Origin of the sequence: Sorangium sp. So ce204 (assembly GCF_051526795.1) — a bacterium.
GTDB classification, from domain to species: Bacteria; Myxococcota_A; Polyangia; order Polyangiales; family Polyangiaceae; genus Sorangium; species Sorangium cellulosum_B.
The window spans coordinates 5,051,227-5,071,322 of sequence record NZ_CP150317.1 but is presented as its reverse complement, the minus strand read 5'-3'; the positions used below and the strand labels follow the sequence as shown (position 1 = coordinate 5,071,322).

Here is a 20,096-nt window from a genome sequence, read left to right as displayed (position 1 = left end):
GCTTCGCGCTCAGAACTCCGCCACGTGGAACGATTGCACGCCGACCGCCCCGAGCGGTCCGCTCCCTCTGACGAACTCGCCGAGCCCCTCGATCTGGCCTTCGGCGGCGCTGCTGCTCAGCGTGCCGCTCAGGTAGAGGAAGACCTCCCTGAACTCCGCGGTATCGACCTCGGTGACCTCGTAGGAGCCTTGCAGCGCGGAAGAGGAGAGCTCGATCGCGTGCTCGAACCAGGCAGCGTCGGCCTGCGTGGCCCGGAGCGTGACCTCGAACGACTCGTCGAACGCGCCGTCTTCCGTCGAGAAGGCCATCGGGACATCGATCTGCAGGTGCTCGACGCAGCCGATGTCCTGCCCCACTCCGCTCCCGTCCATTGATCCCACGAAGCGCGCGGCGACGATCTCGCCCACGGAGAGCGTCGCTGTTGTGCTGCCGCCCTTCGCCCAGGTGAGCGGGGCGGAGCGCTCTCCGGAGGCGACGGAGAGCACCTCTCGCGCAGAGAAGCCCAGCGGGGAGACGTCGTCGGCGCCGATGTCCTCCCCACCCTTCCCCTCACACCCTTCGTCGTAGACTCCGCCGATCTGGCCGCTCTTCGGGCTGCCGCCGACGCCATCGACGCACCCGAAGAGCCCAACGCTCATCACTGCCCCACCAAACCAAGAAAGCCAGCGCCGCTCGCTCATGTTCAAGACCTCCTGCGGCCTACCTTGCGTTCGTCGCCGGCGCGACGCCAGGTCAGCTTCGCACATTCCATAGGGCAAAAAGGCCTCCCCATGTGCGAATATGCGATACGTGGACCATGAATCCCTTGCAAAAGAGCTGATCCGCGCCCTCCGCGGCCGGCGCTCGCAGCTGGCCTTCAGCCGCCGGCTCGGCTTCCGCACCAACGTCGTCTACACGTGGGAGTCCGGAAGGCGCTGGCCGACCGCGGCCACGTTCCTCGTCGCCGCGCGGCGCGCGGGGGTCGACGTCGTGGCGGCGGTGAGGCGCTTTTTCCCGTCGCTGCCCGCGTGGCTCGCGCGCGCCGATCCAGCGTCGGCCGAGGGCGTCGCGGCGCTCCTCTCGGAGATGCGCTCCATGTCGCCCATCGTCGACGTGGCGCGGCGCGCGGGCAGGAGCCGCTACGCGGTCGCGCGCTGGCTCTCGGGCGAGGCCGAGCCGCGGCTGCCGGACTTCCTCCGGATGGTCGAGGCCTGCTCGCTGCGCCTGCTCGATTTCGTGGCGCTCTTCGCCGACCCGGCGGCGCTCCCGGCGGCGAGCGCGGCGTGGCGCACGCTCGAGGCCCAGCGCCGCGCCGTCTACGAGGAGCCGCTGCTCCCCGCCGTCCTGCTCGCGCTGGAGCTGCCGGCCTACCGGGCGCTAGCGCGCCACGAGCCGGGGTGGATCGCGCGGCGGCTCGGGTTCCCCGTCGAGGACGAGGCGCGCTGCCTGGATCGGCTCGCGGAGGCCGGCCAGATCCGGAGGAGCCGCGGGCGGTGGAGCGTCGCGCCGATCCGGACGGTGGACACGCGCCCGGATCCGGACGCGGAGCACCGGCTCAAGTGCTTCTGGGCCGGCGTCGGGCTGGCGCGGCTCACGCGCAAGGCCGAGGGGCGCTTCTCGTTCAACGTCTTCACGGTCTCCGCGGCCGATCTCGAGAAGCTCTCCGAGCTCCACGTGAGCTATTTCCAGAACATGCGCGCGGTGATCGCAGAATCGCGGCCGCCCGAGCGCGTCGTCGCCGTGAACCTGCAGCTCTTCCCGCTCGACGGAGGCTGAGCCGGCTGCGGACACCGCGGCGCCGCGACGCCGCGCGCTCACCGAGCTTCCACCGAGCCGCCCGCGCGGCTCATACGATGGCGAACGCCCGGACCGGGAACGTGCCGAAGGCGCGGACCTTCACCGGGACGGCGAAGAGGCGGGCTCCGGCGGCGGGGAGCTTGTCGAGCCCGGTCATGTGCTCGCAGATCGGGATGTCCGCTCCGAGCAGGAGGGAGTGGACTGGCCGCGCGGGATCGTCCGTGTCGTCGATATTGTAGGTGTCGACGCCCACGAACACGGCGCCTGCGCCGGCCAGGAGCCGCGCCGCGTCCCGCGTGAGGTACGGGTGTCCTTCGAAATAGCGGTCTGTGCGCCAGTGTTCGCTCCAGCCCGTGCGCACGAGGACGGCCTTCCCGGCGAGATCGAGCCCGTCGAAGGCGTCGGCGTCAATCGCTCTGCCGGACCGGCCCCGCGCCTCGACCACCACGCTCTCCAGATCGGCCAGCGATTCGAGCGGCAAGCCGGCGAGATCCTTGCCGTTCGCATAGCGATGAAACGGGCTGTCCACGTAGGTGCCCGTGTTGGCGACCATGTCGATTCGACCGATGTGGAATTCGACGCCTTCCGCGTAAACGCCGCGGGACTGCTCGCGCGAGAGGAAATCGCAGACGACGGGCGCCGGCACGCCCTTGTACGTCGTCATGCCGTGCTCGACGGTGTGGCTCAGGTCGACGAAGGTGCGTGAGACGGGGGTGGTCACGGTCGGCTCCTCGGAAGGGGCTCCGCGCGGCGGAGCGTCCTGTGCGCCCGGTCGGGGCCCCGAGCCGCCGCCAGTTTCGCGAGAGGGCGCGAGGAGATCCAGAAATCGGGCGCGAGCCGGTCGAGTTGACATGTGCTCACATGCGCCGATAGAGTGCGAGCGCGGCGATACCTGGCCCGATGCTTCACGGGGACGAGCGTCGAGCATGCGTGCCTCGGCGGGGGGCCGGGCGTCGTCGCTGGAGTGGTCACGGGAACGGAGCGTCGCGGGGGGGTCGAGATCGCCCGCGTGGAGAGGTGGATGTCTGCGATGAGTCGAACCATGCCGCGCCGCGCGTTCGTCCTGTCGGCGCTGCTGCTGTCCACCTGCGCCGCGGCGGGCTGTCGTTCGAAGAATGGCAGCGAGAACCCGTCCGCCGCTCCGGAGCGGGCGGCGGCGCCGGGGGGGTCGGCGCAGCAGGCGGCGGCCGCCTCCGCGCAGCAGCCTCCGCCGAAGCGGGCCGCGGTGGTCACGATCGCGAGGGAGCAGCAGGCCACCTGGGTGCGCAACTTCAACCCCCTGCTCCCCGAGGGGAGCGCGCGCTTCCCGACGGTCGCCGGCATCTACGAGCCGATGCTCGTCTACAACACGATGCGGAGCGATTACACGCCGTGGCTCGCGACGAGCTACGCGTGGAGCGACGCGAACAAGAAGCTCACCTTCACGACCCGCTCCGGCGTCACGTGGTCGGACGGACAGGCGTTCACGGCGAGGGACGTCGCGTTCACGTTCGCGCTCATCAAGAAGCACGCGGCGCTCGATCTCGCCGGGGTGTGGCGGTTCCTCGGCGCCGTGACGGCGATCGACGACGCCACCGTCGAGTTCACGCTGCGGCGGCCCTATGTCCCCGGGCTCAGCTACATCGGCCACCAGCCGATCGTGCCGGAGCACGTGTGGAAGGGCATCGTCGATCCGGTCACGTTCGCGAACGAGAACCCCGTGGCGACAGGGCCCTTCACCGAGGTGAGGGTCTTCCAGAACCAGGTGTACGAGCTCGGCAAGAACCCGCGCTACTGGCAGGAGGGCAAGCCGGCGGTCGACGGGCTGCGCTTCCCGGCGTATCCGAGCAACGACCAGGTCACCCTGGCGCTCGTCAACGGCGAGATCGACTGGGCGGGCGCGTTCGTGCCGGACATCGAGCGGGTCTTCGTCGCCAAGGATCCGGCCCATCATCATTACTGGTTCCCGCTCGTCGGGGGCACCGCCACGCTGTACCCGAACGCCACGAAGAAGCCGTTCGACGACGTGCGCGTGCGCAAGGCCATCAGCATGGCGATCGACCGCGAGCAGATCGTCAAGCTCGCCGCGGACAACTACACCCATGGCGCGGACGCGACGGGGCTGGACGACTCCTACGAGCGGTTTCGCAACGAGAAGGCGGTGGAGGCGGGCGACTGGGTGAAGTTCGATCCGCAGCGGGCGAACCAGATCCTCGACGAGGCGGGCTATCCGAGGGGCGCGGACGGGATCCGGACGAGGCTCGGCAAGCCGATGAACTTCGAGATCAACGTCGTCAGCGGCTGGTCCGACTGGGTCCGCGCGGTCCAGATCATCACGCAGAACCTGGAGAGCGTGGGCATCGCCGCGTCGATGAAGACCTACGACTTCAGCGCGTTCTACGCGGCGCTGCAGAAGGGCCTGTTCGATCTGTCGATGGGCTGGACGAGCGTCGAGCCCACGCCGTACAATTTCTACCGCGATCTGATGAGCGCGGATCTCGTGAAGCCGCTCGGCGAGATGGCGCCGCGCAACTGGCACCGTTTCGGCGCCAGGGAGGCCGACGTGCTGTTCCATGCGTTCGAGTCCGCGACGGCCCCTGCCGATCAGAAGCGCATCCTGGACGGGCTGCAGATGATCTTCGTGCAGGCCGCGCCGGTGATCCCGCTCTTCAACAACCCGTCGTGGGGCGAATACAGCACGAAGCGGTTCACCGGCTTCCCGACGATGGAGAACCCGTACGCGAAGCTGACGCCGAACAACCCGCCGGAGTACCTGCTCGTCCTGACCGAGCTCCGCCCCAGGTGAGAGCGGATTGCCCGGGGGGCGCCACGGGGGTTCCTTCCGGGTAAGCGTCAGGGCGGGGGATCGAGCACCAGGCGGAAGCCGCTCGCAAATGGCGACTCTTCGGCGCTCGCGCCTGTCCGGAATGCACATTGAAGGGCCATGCTCGCCGGGACGTGCCCAATGCCACCTCGCAAGACCGCCCTCCAGCTCGGCGGAATCACGCCTCCATGGTTCTTCGCCTTGTCGGTCAGACGCTCACCGTATGGATCCGAGAAGAGCGAGTCGCACCACTGTGCCGCGCTTCCCACCAGATCGACCACCCCTGCGATGGGTGGGAAAAGTCCGATGCAGTCGTGGAGTATCGGCTTTTCGATACCGGACCAACCACGACCCGTCCTGTCATGACTCGCTGCCGGCATCAATGCGCCCCAGGGATAGAGGTTGCCGCCATCTGCCCGGACCACGTACTCCCACTCGGACTCCGTCGGCAGGCGAACGACGCGACCGTCCGTCCGATGTGCAGTGCGCCAGGCGCAATAAGCAAGCGCTTCATAGATCGAGACCCCGAAGATCGGCCCCTTCCAGGTGTTCCCAGCGCTCCGCAAGAGCTTTGTAAGATTCTGAGAAGACTGACCACGGATCTTGCGCGGGGCGTGGGGCCAGAAGCGCTTATCGACAAATTCTTTGGAGTCCAGGAACTCGAGGTACTCGCGGCTGCTCACCGGCGCCCAGGCCATGGCGAACGGCGCGACCGTCGTCTTTCGCAGCGGGCTCCCGATCTTCTTCGCGATGAGATCCCCCAACCCGTCGCCGAGAATCACCTCTCCACCCGGGAAGCTGATCCACCGCTCCGCCCGCAACCTGGGGTCACCGTGACGCAGATCGAGCCGAGCGAGGCCCGACAGGACCAACCGTCGGTCTCGCAACGACCACGTCGTGCTGTCTCGCTCGTAGGTCTGAGCAGTCTGCGCGACCAGGTGCTCAAAGTCGATGCCAGGGAACATCTCCCGGCTCTCGATCATTCCTGCGGCGACCAGGCCGAGCAGGCGTCCGCGCGCCTCGGCGTGCTCCTGCGCAAGCTCAGCCATTCGACCCGCGAGTAACTGAGCCTTCTCCGGCGTGCCCAGCGCCCTGGGCAGGAGGCGGATCACATCTTCCCAAAAGGGATCGCTCAGCCGTTGCCTCGCCCAGAGTTCGTCGACCATGTCGCGCACCGTGCGATCCCGCTGGGCCAGCTCGCTCGCGGACAGGTACTCGCGGAAGAGACGATGCCAGAAGCGGATCTGCTCTTCATCTCCGCTGGGCTCGAACCGGAGGAGACCCGTGTGCTCAGCGATCCACTGGAGGTGGCGGCTCGCTCGCAGATCCGGCTGGGCCTCCCCCACGGGCAACGTCTGACGCAGCTCGACGAGCGCTCGAGCCTCCGGCCAGCTCTGCGCGCCTTCCTCCTGCATCGCGAGCGCGATCCGTTGGAGCAGCCGCTTCTTCGCAGCTTCGTCCAGTTGCCAGCCGTGGTCCGGATCCTCCGAGCGACGCGAACGGCAGAGATCGTCTACCAGGAGCTGGCAGAGCCGGCCGCGATCGTCGGGCAGGGTTCGGTGCTTCTCGTAGATCAGACATACCGCCGTGAGCATGAGCGGGTTGGACGTGAGCGACGGCTCGTCGAGGCGCTCGCCGCTCAGGCTTTCCACGGCGGTCTGAAGCCCGGTCGTGAACAAGTCATTCTTGCGGCGGTGGCGGCTCCAGCGGACACAGAAGCTCCCCATCTGTTCGCGGCTGAGAGGGGCAACGTGGACGACCCCGAAGCCGCCGAAGCGGAGATCGCCCGTATATGCCGCGGACCGCGTCGTGAGGAGGAGCCTCGTGCCCGGGAAGCACTCTGGCTTGCCCACACATCGGAGCAGGTCGAGCACGCGCCGCCGCTGCTCGGCGTTGGCAATCTCGTCGAGCGCGTCGATCAGCAAATAATAGCGCCCCTGCTCCAGTCCCTCGCGAATGGCGGCTGCGCTCGGGTGCTCGTGCCCGCCCTTGGTGAGCTCCTCACCGATCGCGGTGAGGAGCGCGTCGAGCCCGCGGTTGAGATCTTGCTTTGCCAGCCTCGTTGCCTCCACGATGATGGGAACGGGCAGTCGTCCGGACGGGATCCGCAGGGCATCGAGATCGATATTCTTCTCCAGATCGCCTGCGCGGCCCAGGCAGGCGGCGCCGAGCGACGCGGCGATCCGTGTGATGAAGACGGTCTTGCCCGCGCCAGGGGCGCCAACGACGGCGAGCCGAGGAAAGTCGGCGCACGAAGCCCAGCGGGCGAGCGGAACTCGCGCCTCTGTCGCATCCTCGAGCAACGGCTTGTTACGCTCGCCCTCCTCGCCCCGCCGGGGCTTCCCGTCGGCACCGCACACCCAGCCCTCGGCCACGCCGTCGAGCGCCGTGTAGAGCTCCGGAGCGTACGGCTCGTCGCGCGGAACGGAATCGAGCAGGTAGGAGCGGCTCGCGGCGGTACGGCCGCCGCGCCACACCTCGACCGAGTACCCAAGGTAGGCCCGCTCCCACGATTTCAGGCCGCGATCGGGCCCCGTCCCGCGCCTGGCGATGGCCGAGTTCACAAAAGCGCCCACCTTCTCGGGCAGCTCGGAGGGGTCGGCGAACTTCTGTGCTGCGCCGAGCGATGCGCGGAAAGCCTCGACCTTGTCGAGCGCCAGCCGCTCCGTCAGCCGGTAGGGCGGCCAGTCGCCCTCGGGATCGGACAGGAATGCCACGCGCCGATCCGCCGGGGCGCGCGCCCAGACGGACGCGATCTTCCCGTCCTCCCAGCATTGAGCTTGAAAGAGGATGATCTGATCGAAGCACGAGGGATCGACCGCTGGGTCGGCCGGCCCTTCGGAGACCTCCACGCCAAGCGCGCGCTCCAGGTAGGCCATGACATTCGCACACGCGGGCGTGAGGTCGGCATCGGTGGCCAGCAGGAGCACGCGAAAGCGTCGCGAGTCACGCGATGAGGCTACCTTGGACTCCGGGGTGGCGAGCGGCTCATCGGACGCGGGCAGCGAGGCGGGCGCTGTCACGGCGGGCACGACGACCTTCGTGACGAGCTCTCGGTGGAGCTTGATCGTCTCCGGGCAGGTTGCGTTGTGGCTGTTTTCGTCGAGCTGACAGTGGTCGTGATCGGGTACAAATTGCCATCGCCCGCCCTCCGGACGCGGAGCCCTGCGCGGCCACAGCCGGAGCTCGCCCTCATTGCCCTTCAACGCGACCTTTCCTATGGCATAGCCGAAACGGCGGTCGGCCTCGCCACCTTCCCACGTTTCCTCGCCGAAGAGCGACAGCCCCTGCCAGTACCGCGCGGGTGCCCCGCCACCGATCGAGAGCATCCTGTAGCCCGTCTCGTGCATGTGGCCGTAAAGGTGCATTGCAAACTGGCCATGAAGGATACGATCGAGCTCCCCCTGCGCCTCTGCGCACAGCCAGTCTGCGGGGTGGTGCGTAAGCAGCAGGCATAGGTGGTGCTCTCGCACCCACTCCGGCCCAGATTTCCCGCATGCCTCGTCGAACTGACGATGATCCAGGGCGAGGCGCCCCTTGTAGTCGCCGCCGGCGAGCTGAAGGAACGCGCTGTTCAAGCCGACAATCCCGACCTTTGCGCCGTCCTTCTCGACCGTCGCAGCGAAGTCGCCCGGCAGGGGCCCCGCGTGAATCGTGAGCGAGGCTGGCATGGTTGCTCGACGAGTGTTCCACCATATCTGATAGTCGCCGAAGGCGCGATTGACGATCGTCCGCAGGCGACCTGCCGGCTCGTTCCAGAATCGATGGCGATACTTGGCGCGCTCCGGCTTTGCCCACTCTGCGAGCAGATCCAGCTCTAATTCGAGTTCCTTGTCGGCCGGGTTCTTCTCGGGATTCGGTCGCTGAAGATCATGATTCCCCGGGACGGCGAGCAGGGCGATTGGGTGCCTTGGTTGTAGCTGTTCAAACAGGCGCCAGAGCTTGGCCAAAAAGCCATCGAGCTGGTCAAACTGCTCCTTCGTCCCCCGATCGGTGAGATCGCCAGTAAAGAGCACGGCGTCCCAAGGGCCTGCGTACGGATGCCGGCTGCGAAGATCCTCGAAAATTTTGTGCTCCCAGTCGCTCCACCAGCGCTTCTGAGACTCCATCCCTCGGTGCAGATCCGTAAAGTGCAGCCAGCCAAACGTCGTCATCGATACCTCTACCGAGCAACGGGATGGTACGAGGCACGAGGCTACTGTGGCGAGCTTTTTGGCTACTCGCTAGCGTTGCCTGCTAGTTATATAAGTCGTTCAGCGCGACCTACGGCGACCCCGGCGGGTTACAGCCGCGTGACCACGAGCCCGTCGTTCTGCACCGAGATGCGGGCGGGCTTGCCGCGGTGCTCGTCGGGGATCTCGTCGGCCATGAGGTAGCGGCCGGCGATGGAGACGAACTCCGCCTCGAGGCTCATGCAGAAGATGCTCGCGTCCGCGTTGTTGTGGGCGCCGGCCATGGCGCGGCCGCGGAGCGGCGCATAGACATGGATGTTGTCGTTCGCGATGAGCTCCGCGCCGGAGCTGACCGGCGAGAGGACCACGAGGTCGCCGTGCGGCACGTAGATGACCTGCCCGCTGCGCACCGGCTGCCGCACGGTGAGCCCCGCCGGCGGCGGCTCCCCGGCCGCGTCCGGCGGCGGCGCGGCGTCCCTCGAGCGCCGGGCGGGCCCCGCCGCGGCGGCCCCTGGCGCGCCGCGGTCCGGCGCGGGCCCTACCGCCACGGGCCCCGGCGTGGGGGTGCTCCCCTCGGCCGGCCCAGCCTGGCGTGACGAGCGCGTGAGCGGCGTCCGCAGCACGCCGAGGCCGGCGGCGACGGCCCGCTCGCGCTGGGCGTCCGTCGGGTTGCGCACGGCGATGGGCACGAGGTTGTGCTTCCTCAGCAGCCCGGCGAGGGCGCCGAGATCGACGGGCTCGTCGCCGAGCTCCGCGAGGTCGAGCAGGATCGGCAGGTGCAGGAAGAAGTGCGGCATCTGCGAGATGTGGTCGGCGAGCTGACGCTCGACGGCCGAGACATTCGCCGTCTTGAGACAGAGCATCGTGATGGCAGGCATCGTGCCCTTGAGCGCAAACGCCTGCTGCTCCTGCCGCTTCTCCCCTCGCCTGCCCGACACCATCGCTGTCCTCGCTCGCAAAAAGGTGCTCCCGCGGCGGCACTGTAACCCGGATCCAGGGGCTCGCGCGGGAAAAACCGCTGGGGTTCCGGGCCTCGCCGCGCGGCCGGCGCGTCGCTGCCTGCGGGCGGCGCGCCGCTGCTTGGCTGGCCGCCTCGCGCGGTGCTAACGGTGGCTTGGCCATGCCCACAGCGCGCCGCGCCTCCGTACTGCGGCTCGATCCCCCTACCGCCTCGCCCTCCCCCGCGTCCCCGCGCGCGGCGCCCCGGCCGGTCGACGCGCTCGATCGCCACTTCGCGCTGGAGGTCCCGTGCGTGTTCTCCGAGGCGGAGCGCGCCGCGCTCGTCGCGGGTGTCCGCGCGGCCCGCGCCGAGTGGACTGCCGACTTCGGAGGCGAGCAGTTCTCGCTCGGGCGCGCCTTCTACACGCACCTGGAGCAGGGGCGCTCCCGGGTCTATTTCGCCGACGCGGCGGCCTCCGACGCCCGCGTCGAGCGCCACCTCCCCGGGCTCCAGCGCCGGATGCGCGAGCTCGTCGCGGCGCTCACCGGCGGGCTCGCGCAGCCCCGGCGCGGCTTCTGCGGGCCAGGCGTCCACATCTTCCCCGCGGGGGAGAAGGTCGCGCGCGAGGGCGGCGTCGTCCACTTCGACACGGAGGGGCTCTCCGACTACCACCTTGCCCGCCGGCTCCGCGCGCTCACCGTCGTCGTGATGCTGGAGCTCCCCGACGCGGACGGGGGACTCAAGCTGTGGGACGTCCTCTACGACGGGCGAGACGACCCGGGCGACACGGCGCTGTCCGCGCGGAGCCTCGTCGCCGGCTACAGCCCTGGCGGAGCGCTGGTGATCGACAGCTACCGCCTGCACCAGATACAGCCGTTCCCGGGCGACCGCGACCGCATCTCCGCGACGGTGCACGCGGCCGAGATCGACAGCGGGCGCTGGGAGACGTGGTTTTAGAGCAACAAGCGGGTTGAAACCGGCTGAAACGAGCAGAATTTCGAGCCGCCAAGCGCGCTGAGGGCGCCAAGAAGAGGACAGACTCTTGGCGTCCTTGGCGCGCTTGGCGGTGTATTTCTCGGTGGAGAGGCTGGAGGGCGCCGAAGCGCCGGTGGCGCGGCGCTCAGTCGCTCGCTCGCCCCGACGCCCCGAACGCGTGCCTCAAGTGCGGCCCGATGCGTCGGGCGATGACGAGATCGACCAGGGGCGGGGCGAACGCCTGCAGCAGCAGCAAGATCCGCGTGGACGCGCCCATCACCGCCCTCGTCCTCCTCGCGAGCAGGGCGGCCAGCACGAAGTCAGCGACCTTCTCCGGCGGCGCGAGCGTGCTCCCCGCGCGGCGCCAGAGATCTGCAAAGGGGCGCTCGGCGGCTGTGTCCGCCGGCGCCGGGCCGACATAACAGAGGCGCTCGGCCCGCCCCTCGACGGCAAGCTCGCGGTTCACCGCGCTGCAGAAGCCCGCCAGCCCGGCCCGCGCGGCCACGTCGACCGAGTAGTACGGCAGCGCGAGGGTCCCGTCGCCGAAGCCGCCGAAGAGGGCGATCACGCCCCCTGGGCGCAAGCGCGGCAGGAAGGCGCGCGCCACATGGATCGGCCCCGCGAGATCGACAGCCAGCTCCGCTTCGACCTCCTGGTCGGTGTGCGTGTCGAGCCCCTTGCGCACGTCGACGCCGGTCGCGCACACAACGTGGTCGACCGGCCCCACGCGCGCCGCCACGTCGCGCAGCTGCGGCGCCGCGAGCGCGGCCGTGTGGTGGGCCGCGCCGTACGCCTCCGCGAGCCGAGCGAGGCGCGTGCTGTCGCGCGCGACGAGGACGACCTCCGCGCCCTCCCTCACCAGGGCGCGCACGACAGCCTCGCCCAGCCCGCCCGTGGCCCCGACCACCGCGACCCGCTTGTCGCGGAAGCTCCGGCCGGTATTGACCTTCGGAGGCCGAAAGCGCGCGAGCGCCTCGGCGCCGAGGACCAGCCCCGCCCCCCAGAACATGACCTCGCCGGCCCCGATGAGCCCGGCGGCGAGGGCGGCGCGCCCCCCGACCGAGAGCGGGAGGAAGGGCACGACCAGGAACGCCGAGAACCAGACCGGAAACGAGCCGATCACCGAGCCCCAGGCGAGCGCGCGCAGGACAGCCTTGCAGCGAGACGACGGCGTCACGGAGCGCTCCCCTCGGTCAGCTGCTGCAGGCGGCGGATGACCTCGATCCGTCGCTCGGGTGGCAGCGGGTCCAGCCCGAGCAGCTCCGCCATCCAGAGGCCATCGACGGCGAGCCGGACGACCAGCGCGTCGATGGGACAGATGCCGTCGCGCGCGAGCCGCTCCGCCCACGTACGGTAGCGCTCGCGCAGCGGCTCTAGCAGGTGGGGCGCGAGCGCGACGGCCGCGAGCAACGCGGCGCTCGTCCGGTCGGGCACGTCGCCCTCGACGGTGGCGTGCAGGTAGGCGCGCGCGAAAGAGCCCGGCTTGCCGTCCTCGAGCTGCGCGAGCCGGCGGTCGAAGCCGGCGACGAGCGCCTCCACGAGGCCCCCGACGAGCGCCTCCTTCGAAGCGAAGTGATAGAGCAGCCCGCCCTTGCTCACCCCGGCCTCGGCCGCGACGGCATCGAGGGTCATGGCGTCGCTGCCGTCGCGGCGGACGACGACGGCGGCGGCGGCAAGGATGCGGTCGCGCTGGCTGATCCGCGGCATTTCATTACTGTACCGTCCAGACGGTTCAGTTTCAAGGGGCAGCAAGCCACGTGACCCCGCGAGCACGGGATCGATGGGCTTCCGGCAAGCCGCGCCGTTGGCTCCCCTGCCCGCGCGGGCATCTTTCGCAGGTAATGGAACTTGGGATCCGTCAGAGCGTCGGTCCCGCGGGATCAGGTCGATGACATCCCGACTTCACGCTCGCGAAGCTCATGCGCGGCGTCGGCGCTCTTCCTCCGTCGTCACCGCCCCGGCTCGGGGGCCGTGCACGGCGCTACGTGGACGCCATCGCCTTGGCCCTCCCCTTCCGCTGGAGCGGCCTTGAAGCCCTGGCATGGTGTTTGCGCAATCATGGGGTGTCGGCCCGGATCGGCCCGAGTAAGGAGCCCACCATGTTCATCCCTCCATCCATCCACGGTTCTCTCCTCCTTTTGTTCGCCTCCTCCGTCCTCGCGGCGGGCTGCGTCGCCGACGCGTCGTCCGATGCGGGCGAGCCCGTCGGTGACACTTACCAGAGCTTCGATGAATGGAAGGCCAGCCTCCCGCGCGATCCGAACGACGGTGCTTATCTCGTCGACGGCGACATCGGCGTTCACGACGACCTGACCCTGAAGGAGCTCTCCGCCGAGTACCGGCAACCGGGGGCGCTCATCGTCAACACGCGCAGCGACGGGAGCGATGACCGCTGGAGCGACGAGCAGAAGATGAACCTGACGTATTGCGTCTCTCCGCGCTTCGGCGACGACCATGACGCGGTGGTCGCCGCGACGCTGGCGGCCGGGTCCGCCTGGGCGAACGCCGCCGCCGTCCGCTTCGTCTACGAGCCCGACCACGACGAGGCCTGCGAGTACTACGAGGAGCATCCCGCGCTGTTCGAGGTGGTCCCCGCCAGCGGCACCACGTACAACGGGCGAGCTTTCCTTCCGAGCATGGTCGCGCGGGGGTATCACCAGGTCTTCATCGATCTGGAGAACATCGCTCGGGCCGCCTCGAAGACCCTGACCGGGGTCCTCCGGCACGAGCTCGGGCACGTCCTCGGCTTCCGGCACGAGCACGCCCGGCCGGAGGGCAACGGCGCCTGCACGGAGCGTCCCGGTTGGCGGGCGCTCACACCCTATGATCCGGAGTCGGTGATGCACTACAACGCGGAGAGCCGGTGCGAGGGCGCCAACGGGGGAGACTACGCGCTGACCTGGCTCGACAAGGCAGGGGCGGCGGAGCTGTATGGCGAGCCTTGATGAGCTCCTCCGCGACGGGTGACCGCCGGCGGCCAGTATCCAGCAAGCGAATGGACAAGACGAGCACGCATCCGCGCTGGCCTCGGAGCCGCGGGCACGCTCGCCAGACGGGCTTCGCCTGTCGTGCTGGCCGCCATCCCGGTCGCCTGGATCGGCGTGTTCGAGCGCCTCTACAACCGGTCGAGGCTCGCCGCAGCCCGCTCGTCCGCGAGGACCCGCTGCAGCAGCGCCGTGCTCTCCTCCGCCATCCGCTCCGGTGAGCACGGCATTCCCTTGTGGACCCAGCTCGTCATCAGCCGCACCAGCGCGGCCGCCGCCGCCTCGCAGCGGAGCATGAACAGGGCCCCCTCCTCCGGCGCCAGCCGCGGAGCGTACAGGCGGCAGATGCTGCCCTGAAGGATGTCCTCCAGGGACCGCGCCAGCACCCGCTCGCTCTTCTCCGCGGACAGGAGCTTGCGCACCAGCTCGTGCATCTCGGCGAGGTGGCGGTAAAACGGCAGGAAGTCGAACGGACGTCCCGCATCCCGCAAGGACAGCGCCCGCAGGTGCTCGTGTCCAAACAGCAGCAGCTGCTCCTTGTTCTCGTAGTGCGCGTAGAACGTGGACCGCCCGACGTTGGCTCGATCGATGATGTCCTGGATCGACACCTCGTCATAGCCCTTCTCCAGGATCAGCGCGACCAGGGCGTCCGAGAGCAGCTTCCGGGTCTTCTGAACGCGCCGATCCTGCACGCGCCGATCCTGCACGCGCCGATCCTGCACGCGCCGATCCGCGATCTTGCCAGCGGCCCGCGTCCTGTCGCCGCCCCTGTCCCTGTCCGCGTTTCCGGACTTTTTCGCGCTCTTGTTCATTAACGTTCAATCCGCGGTCCGTGTCGCTGGGTGGAAGAGGCGCTCGAGCTCAGCATCCATCCCATGCGAGGCACGCTGATCTGGATGACGAGCCGCCTGCTGTACCCGCTGCTGCTGGCGGTGACCTTGTACATCATCTACGCCGCCGTGACGCAGGGCTGGGATCTGAGCCGCGCCCTGTGGGGCTACCTCCTGGGCCTGATCGTCTTTCTCATCACCATCGAGCGCCTGCTGCCGCTGTCGCCGGACTGGGGCATGACCGGCCAGAGCTTCTGGCGCGACCTCAAGTACCTGCTGGCCTCGGGCGTCACCATCGCGGTGGTGCGGACCGGCTTCGGCACCCTGGCCCTGTGGCTCAGCGAGCGGCATCAGGGCCCGCTCGCCAGCGCCTCCGTGCCCCTCGGCGTGGGGGTCTTCCTTGTGGTCTTCGAGCTGCTGCAGTACGGGTTCCATCGCCTCAGCCACGAAGGCAACGGAGCCCTGGGGCGCTTCTTGTGGAAGGTCCACCTGGCGCATCACCTTCCGGATCGCGTCTACGTGGTGATGCACGGCGTGTTTCACCCCCTCAACGCGCTCATCTCGGCGGTGCTGATCCAGTCGACCCTGCTGTTCTTGGGGCTGTCGCCGCCGGCCGTCTTCGCTGCGATGTTGCTCATCGATCTGCAGACGATGATTTCGCACTTCAACGTCGACATCCGCGCCGGATTCCTGAATTACGTGTTCATCGGCACCGAGCTGCACCGCTATCATCACAGCGCCGACATCGACGAGGCCGGGAACTTCGGGACCGTACTTCCGCTGTGGGATCTTGTCTTCGGGACGTTCGTGTACCGGCCGGACGCGGCCCCGCGCCGCCTGGGCGTCGACCGCTCCGCTGGCTATCCGCCTTCGCAGCAGTTCTGGAAGGTGCTGGCCCTGCCGTTCCGACGCTGACCGTCGGCGGCCGCTGATCTCAGCCGCATCCCCCAGCGGCCGCTGGGAGACGTGGTTCTAGGCCGGTAGCCGGCCGTCCCCAGCGAACGTCGGGGCAATGGCAGAGGCCCCGAGCCACGCCCGCGCGAGCTCCAAGGTCTGCGCGTTCTCGGAGACGTTCTGGAGGAAACCGTCGCGACGGCGGAGATCGTCGATCCGCGCCGCGGTCGCGAGGAGGCGGTCGCGCGCGTCCGCGATGGCGGCGCGCGCTGCCGGGTGGTCGCCTGTCGCCTCGAGCGCCCGCGCGTACACGAGGCGGGCGAGCTCCTCACCCTCCTCGACCTTGCCGAGCGAGGCGAGCAGCGCCATCGCTTCACGCGCCTCGGCGAGCGCCTCGGACGGCCTCCCGCGCGCGAGCATCACCTCGGCCCGCGTCGCCAGGGCCACGACCTGGAACGGCTTCGCCGCCTCGAGCAGCGCCACCGCACGCTGGGCCTCCTTTTCGGCCGCTTCGAGCTCTCCCGCGCTCCGCAGGAGCCACGCGAGGTAGGCGCGCGAGACCCCCTCGATGCTCCGCCAGTCGCCTCTCACGGCGGCGGTGACAGCCTCCGACTCGACAGCGAGCCCCTCATCGATCGCGCCGAGGCGGCCGAGGGCGAAGCCGAGGTTGTGCCGGCCCGTGATGACCGCGCGCTCGAGCCCCATGCGCTCGGCGTCGGCGACCGCGCCGCGGAGGAGCGCCACCGCTTCGGCGTAGGCGCCGAGCCTGATCTCGGCCTCCGCGAGGTTGCCGCGGGCGACGCAGGCGTTGCGGACGTCGCCCGTCTGCTCGAAGCAGCGCAGCGAGGCCTCCGTCAGCGCTCGGCAGCGATCGAGGTGGCCGGCGAACTGCGCGCGCACGCTGAGCGCCCGGAAGATCGGCCCGCTCACGGCCGGGTCGCCCGAGAACCGCCCGGCGACGGCCTCGATCCGCGCGTGGAGCAGCTCGGCCCGATCGTAGACGCCCGCGAAGAACAGCCGCACCACCACCCGCGTGGCGGCCATCACCGCCGGGCCGGTCGTCCCGTCGTCGGACCAGGCGCCCGCGAGCTCATCGGCGAGCGCCACAAGCCGCTCATGATGTCCGAGCCTCCCCGCGGTCTGGCCCACGTCGCCCACGGCCACGTACCAGCGAGCGCTGCCCCTCGGCAGCGACTCCATCGCCACCTGCGCCCAGCGGAGCGCCTCGGCGATGTCCCCGCGCCAGTGATGCGCCTCGGTCCGAACGAGCGCCAGCTCCCCGCGGTTCGCCGACGCCGACCGTCTCCAGCTCGACCCGGCGGGCCGCGGCGCCGTCCAGCGGCGGCGTGGGCGCGCCGAGGAGAGTTCGGGCGGCTCGGCTGCCCAGCGGAGCCACTGACGCCTGAGAATGCCGCATTCTCGAATATCACACGCATTGTGTGTGCTCCGGGGGAGGACCAGGCGACCGGGCCGGCTTGCGAGCTCAGGCCGTCCGGCCCGTGCAGGGCCCGCCGGCGCGCTCGGCCCTCGTCCGCGCGGCGTACATCGGGTTCTGGCCCCCGCCGTGCAAAAACCCTGCGGCTGCGCCGCGGAAGCGACCCGCACGTCGCTGCGCCTCCGCGCCCCAGTGTGCGGGCGCTTGTGGCAAAATGTCCCAGTGCTAAGCGCGGCGCTGCACGCCGCGCTCGGGTAACGGAAGACCTCGTCCCGAAGGCGAGCGGGCGGAAAGACCGGCACAAGCTATGCCTGGGGCTGCCTCACGATGATGGCCCTGGAAGAAATCGAAGACGGGAGCATGTCACGTGATGTTGAGCTCGCTCAACCGCTGTTTCGCGTCGTTGTGCTCCATGCACGGCGCCTGTCTCTCGCGAGGTATGGCGGGGGAATCGTTCCCATTTTGGCGCTCCGCCACGCGCTCCTACCGAGCTACGCGGCGTCCGCCGTCGATGCGGCCCTGATCGATGCCGAGTCTCGCGGGCTCTTCCGGTTGAGGTACTTATCCAACCGGTGTGCTGACCATGACGACGATGGCCTCTGGATCGAGGACCGCGGGTTGGCCTACTGGATCGATCTGACCACCACGGAGGACGACGCCCCGAACGCGTCCTTGGCGCCGAGGCTGTAGCACCCGCGAGCTCGAGGAGCTCTGACGAGCTCCGCCGCGGGCCCCCGATCGCTCCCCGTACATTTCTGCACGGCGGGGCCCGGGATCCCAGACAGACCGCAAGCTCGCGAGCCCGGCCGCTGCGTCGATGCGCGCGTCGGCCAGCGCGGCGCCGGTTATTCTCCACCGAGCCGAGCACCGGGGCGTCGCCCACGCCCAGCCGCTCGAGGGCGAGCGCGGCGCAGGCGCGGAGGTCGAGGCGCGCGTCGTGTCAAGCGACAGTTATTTTTACTGACGCTCTACACGCCCCTCAGCCACGCAGCAGCGCGACAGCCGCGGCGGGCTCGAGCACGCGGGAGGTGAAGCTCTCCGTGAGGAAGAGCTCGATGATCTCCTTAGCGTGCCGATCGTATCCGATGGACAAGGCCTCCCCGACGGTCAACTCGAAATCGCTACCAGCGGCACGGACCAGCAAGCACCCCATGCGCTCGTAGAGCGGCTCCGCAGTCGCGAGGTGTCCGCGCTGCGCCGCCGAGACGAGCAGGCGGGCGCGAGGTGGCTATGTCGTCGATGGCGCCTGCTTCTCGATTTTGGCCGCGCTCGGCCGCGCGGTCGGCGAGTTCGGCGATTTCGACCTCGTGGTCATGGAGGAGGCGGCCAGGCCGCGCTGGATCCGCCGAGACGGTCCCAGTCTCCTCCTGGAGCGAGGATCTCTCGTTGCATCCGCGGGAACGCCGTTCGCTTCAGCCGCCTTGCCCAACGACCGGAGCATGCAGATGAGTTACAAAAACGCCTCCGTCTCCGCCGCCCCTACTTCATTCGACCGGTTCTGGGAGCATTACCTTCGGGAACACCGCAGCGGCCTCAACCGCGCTCTGCACCTGACGGGCACGGCGGCCGCCCTCCTGATTGCCGGGACGGCCCTGGTCCGCCGCAAGCCCCGCCTGCTGGCGCTGGTGCCGCTCGCCGGGTACGCCCCTGCCTGGCTCGGGCATTTCCTGGTCGACCGCAACCTACCCGCCACCTTCCACAACCCGCTCTGGTCCCTCCGTGCCGACCTGCGGATGGTCCGCCTCGCCGCGTCCGGCCGCCTGGGCGACGAGGTGCAGCGGTGCGACGCGCTGCCCCCGCCGGCCGTCCACGCCACCCATCAGATCCCACGTGACCCCCTCCCCGACAGCACGCTGGCCATGCTGATGGACCCCTACCGCTTCATCATGCGGCGGTGCCGCCTCTTCGGCTCCGATCTCTTCGAGACCAGGTTCCTGCTCCAAAGGACGATCTGCATGACCGGGCCCGAAGCCGCGCGCCTCTTGTACGACCCGTCCCGCTTCATGCGACAGGGGGCCTCCCCCCGCCGCATCCAGGCAACCCTCTTCGGCCGGGGCGGCGTGCAGGGGCTCGACGGTGAAGCGCACCACCACCGCAAGCGGATGTTCATGTCGATGATGACGCCCGCGGCCATCCAGCGGCTCGTCGACATCGCCGCGGACCTCTGGCGGGCCCGTCTCCGCCGCGCGGCGACCTCGGAAGAGGTCGTTCTTTACGAACAGGCGCAGGAGATCCTCACCCGCGCCGTCTGCGCCTGGGCCGGCGTGCCGCTGGAGGAGGACGAGGTCCACCGGCGGACGCGCCAGCTCACTGCGCTCTTCGACGGCGCAGGCGCCGTGGGCCCGCGGCACTGGCGGTCGCGCCTCGCCCGCAAGGCGACCGACGCGTGGATCGCCCGGATCGTCGAACGGATCCGCGCCGGCCGCCTGCGCGTGCCCGAAGGCAGCCCGGTCCATCTCGTGGCCACCTACCGCGACCTCGACGGCAACCTGCTGAGCCCGAAGGTCGCCGCCGTCGAGATCCTCAATGTCCTGCGCCCGACGGTGGCCGTGTCGGTCTACATCACCTGCGTTGCGCACGCCCTGCACCACCACCCCGAGTCGCGCCAGCACATCGCCGCCGGCGACGAAGCCTATGTCGACCGCTTCGTCCAGGAGGTCCGCCGCCTCTACCCGTTCTTTCCCCCCGTCGCGGCGCGCACGCGCCACGCCTTCGAATGGCAGGGCTACCACTTCCCCGCCGGCGCGCGGGTGTTCCTCGACCTTTACGGCACCAATCACGACCCCAGGACCTGGGACTCCCCCGACCGCTTCCTCCCTGACCGCTTCATCAGCGAGCAACCCGATCCGTGGAACTTCATCCCCCAGGGAGGCGGCGACCATCACGTCAACCACCGCTGCCCCGGCGAGTGGATCGCCCTTGAGCTCATGAAGTCCACCGCCCGCCTCCTCACGCGCGAGCTCAGGTACGACGTCCCTCCGCAGGACCTCGAGATCGACTACGCCCGGCTCCCCGCTCTCCCCAAGAGCCATTTCGTGATGCGGAATATCCGCCGGCTGACCGAAGCCCCGGGCCGGGTCGCTTCACCCGAAACGGGCAACGGCGCTTCGAAGCGCGGGTGAGGCGGACCGCTGGTCGCGGCTCGGCAGGAGACGGCCTCGGTTGCAGCCGCGCGCCGGCCGCGTCGGCCGGGTGGCTCCGATGCGGCAACGTCTTCGGCCGACCGGGGACGTCCCGGCGCCGTGGCCTCTCCGAAGGCCGCCCCGACCTCGGCGGCGTCCCGGTA

16 protein-coding genes are annotated in these 20,096 nt (G+C 69.6%); 7 read left to right on the top strand and 9 right to left on the bottom strand.

What is annotated here, in order from left to right:
* Positions 1–9: 9 nt before the first annotated feature.
* Positions 10–639: a hypothetical protein gene (locus tag WMF22_RS18780; protein WP_438036592.1), complete on the bottom strand. Its 630-nt coding sequence runs from the start codon at positions 637–639 to the stop codon at positions 10–12.
* Between the two features lie 142 nt (positions 640–781).
* Between WMF22_RS18780 and WMF22_RS18775 the strand changes: the two genes are divergently transcribed.
* A complete protein-coding gene (locus WMF22_RS18775; protein ID WP_438036591.1) occupies positions 782–1,756 on the top strand; it encodes a DUF4423 domain-containing protein in 975 nt (324 codons plus the stop codon).
* A gap of 70 nt (positions 1,757–1,826) precedes the next feature.
* Here the strand turns inward: WMF22_RS18775 and WMF22_RS18770 are convergent, their stop codons facing one another.
* Positions 1,827–2,498: a cyclase family protein gene (locus tag WMF22_RS18770; RefSeq protein WP_437300429.1), complete on the bottom strand. Its 672-nt coding sequence runs from the start codon at positions 2,496–2,498 to the stop codon at positions 1,827–1,829.
* A 321-nt stretch (positions 2,499–2,819) separates the two neighbouring features.
* Between WMF22_RS18770 and WMF22_RS18765 the strand changes: the two genes are divergently transcribed.
* On the top strand, positions 2,820–4,562 hold the full coding sequence (locus WMF22_RS18765; protein WP_438037268.1) for an ABC transporter substrate-binding protein: 1,743 nt from the start codon (positions 2,820–2,822) through the stop codon (positions 4,560–4,562).
* A gap of 47 nt (positions 4,563–4,609) precedes the next feature.
* On the opposite strand, the gene WMF22_RS18760 is transcribed toward WMF22_RS18765, so the two are convergent.
* Both WMF22_RS18760 and minC read right to left on the bottom strand, forming a co-directional pair.
* A complete protein-coding gene (locus WMF22_RS18760) occupies positions 4,610–8,734 on the bottom strand; it encodes an SUMF1/EgtB/PvdO family nonheme iron enzyme (RefSeq protein WP_437300428.1) in 4,125 nt (1,374 codons plus the stop codon).
* Positions 8,735–8,862: 128 nt separating this feature from the next.
* The gene (gene minC / locus WMF22_RS18755; RefSeq protein ID WP_438036590.1) at positions 8,863–9,693 is read right to left on the bottom strand and encodes a septum site-determining protein MinC; all 831 of its coding nucleotides are present in this window, start codon (positions 9,691–9,693) and stop codon (positions 8,863–8,865) included.
* Positions 9,694–9,872: 179 nt separating this feature from the next.
* Here minC and WMF22_RS18750 point away from each other — a divergent pair, with 179 nt between their 5' ends.
* On the top strand, positions 9,873–10,649 hold the full coding sequence (locus tag WMF22_RS18750; protein ID WP_438036589.1) for a hypothetical protein: 777 nt from the start codon (positions 9,873–9,875) through the stop codon (positions 10,647–10,649).
* A gap of 163 nt (positions 10,650–10,812) precedes the next feature.
* Here WMF22_RS18750 and WMF22_RS18745 read toward each other — a convergent pair whose 3' ends face one another.
* Complete coding sequence (locus tag WMF22_RS18745) at positions 10,813–11,844, bottom strand: SDR family NAD(P)-dependent oxidoreductase (protein WP_438036588.1); 1,032 nt, start codon at positions 11,842–11,844, stop codon at positions 10,813–10,815.
* Positions 11,841–12,374, bottom strand: coding sequence for a TetR/AcrR family transcriptional regulator (locus WMF22_RS18740; protein WP_438036587.1), 534 nt, complete (start codon positions 12,372–12,374; stop codon positions 11,841–11,843). Before WMF22_RS18740 ends, WMF22_RS18745 begins: the two co-directional genes overlap by 4 nt.
* Before the next feature lie 392 nt (positions 12,375–12,766).
* On the opposite strand from WMF22_RS18740, the gene WMF22_RS18735 reads away from it, so the two are divergent.
* Positions 12,767–13,612, top strand: coding sequence for a hypothetical protein (locus tag WMF22_RS18735; RefSeq protein ID WP_438036586.1), 846 nt, complete (start codon positions 12,767–12,769; stop codon positions 13,610–13,612).
* A 170-nt stretch (positions 13,613–13,782) separates the two neighbouring features.
* Here the strand turns inward: WMF22_RS18735 and WMF22_RS18730 are convergent, their stop codons facing one another.
* Positions 13,783–14,463: a TetR/AcrR family transcriptional regulator gene (locus WMF22_RS18730; protein ID WP_438036585.1), complete on the bottom strand. Its 681-nt coding sequence runs from the start codon at positions 14,461–14,463 to the stop codon at positions 13,783–13,785.
* 30 nt (positions 14,464–14,493) lie between these two features.
* On the opposite strand from WMF22_RS18730, the gene WMF22_RS18725 reads away from it, so the two are divergent.
* Entirely contained in the window at positions 14,494–15,396 is a 903-nt protein-coding gene (locus WMF22_RS18725; RefSeq protein ID WP_438036584.1) for a sterol desaturase family protein, read from the top strand.
* A gap of 57 nt (positions 15,397–15,453) precedes the next feature.
* Here WMF22_RS18725 and WMF22_RS18720 read toward each other — a convergent pair whose 3' ends face one another.
* Positions 15,454–16,575 (bottom strand): hypothetical protein, encoded by a 1,122-nt coding sequence (locus tag WMF22_RS18720; protein WP_438036583.1) that lies wholly within the window; start codon positions 16,573–16,575, stop codon positions 15,454–15,456.
* A gap of 562 nt (positions 16,576–17,137) precedes the next feature.
* Here WMF22_RS18720 and WMF22_RS18715 point away from each other — a divergent pair.
* Entirely contained in the window at positions 17,138–17,500 is a 363-nt protein-coding gene (locus tag WMF22_RS18715) for a hypothetical protein (RefSeq protein ID WP_438036582.1), read from the top strand.
* A 289-nt stretch (positions 17,501–17,789) separates the two neighbouring features.
* Here WMF22_RS18715 and WMF22_RS18710 read toward each other — a convergent pair whose 3' ends face one another.
* Positions 17,790–17,954 carry an encapsulin gene (locus WMF22_RS18710; RefSeq protein WP_438036581.1) on the bottom strand — a complete coding sequence of 55 codons (165 nt, stop codon included), beginning with the start codon at positions 17,952–17,954 and terminating at the stop codon, positions 17,790–17,792.
* A gap of 301 nt (positions 17,955–18,255) precedes the next feature.
* On the opposite strand from WMF22_RS18710, the gene WMF22_RS18705 reads away from it, so the two are divergent.
* Positions 18,256–19,932, top strand: coding sequence for a cytochrome P450 (locus WMF22_RS18705; protein ID WP_437300402.1), 1,677 nt, complete (start codon positions 18,256–18,258; stop codon positions 19,930–19,932).
* Positions 19,933–20,096: the final 164 nt, after the last annotated feature.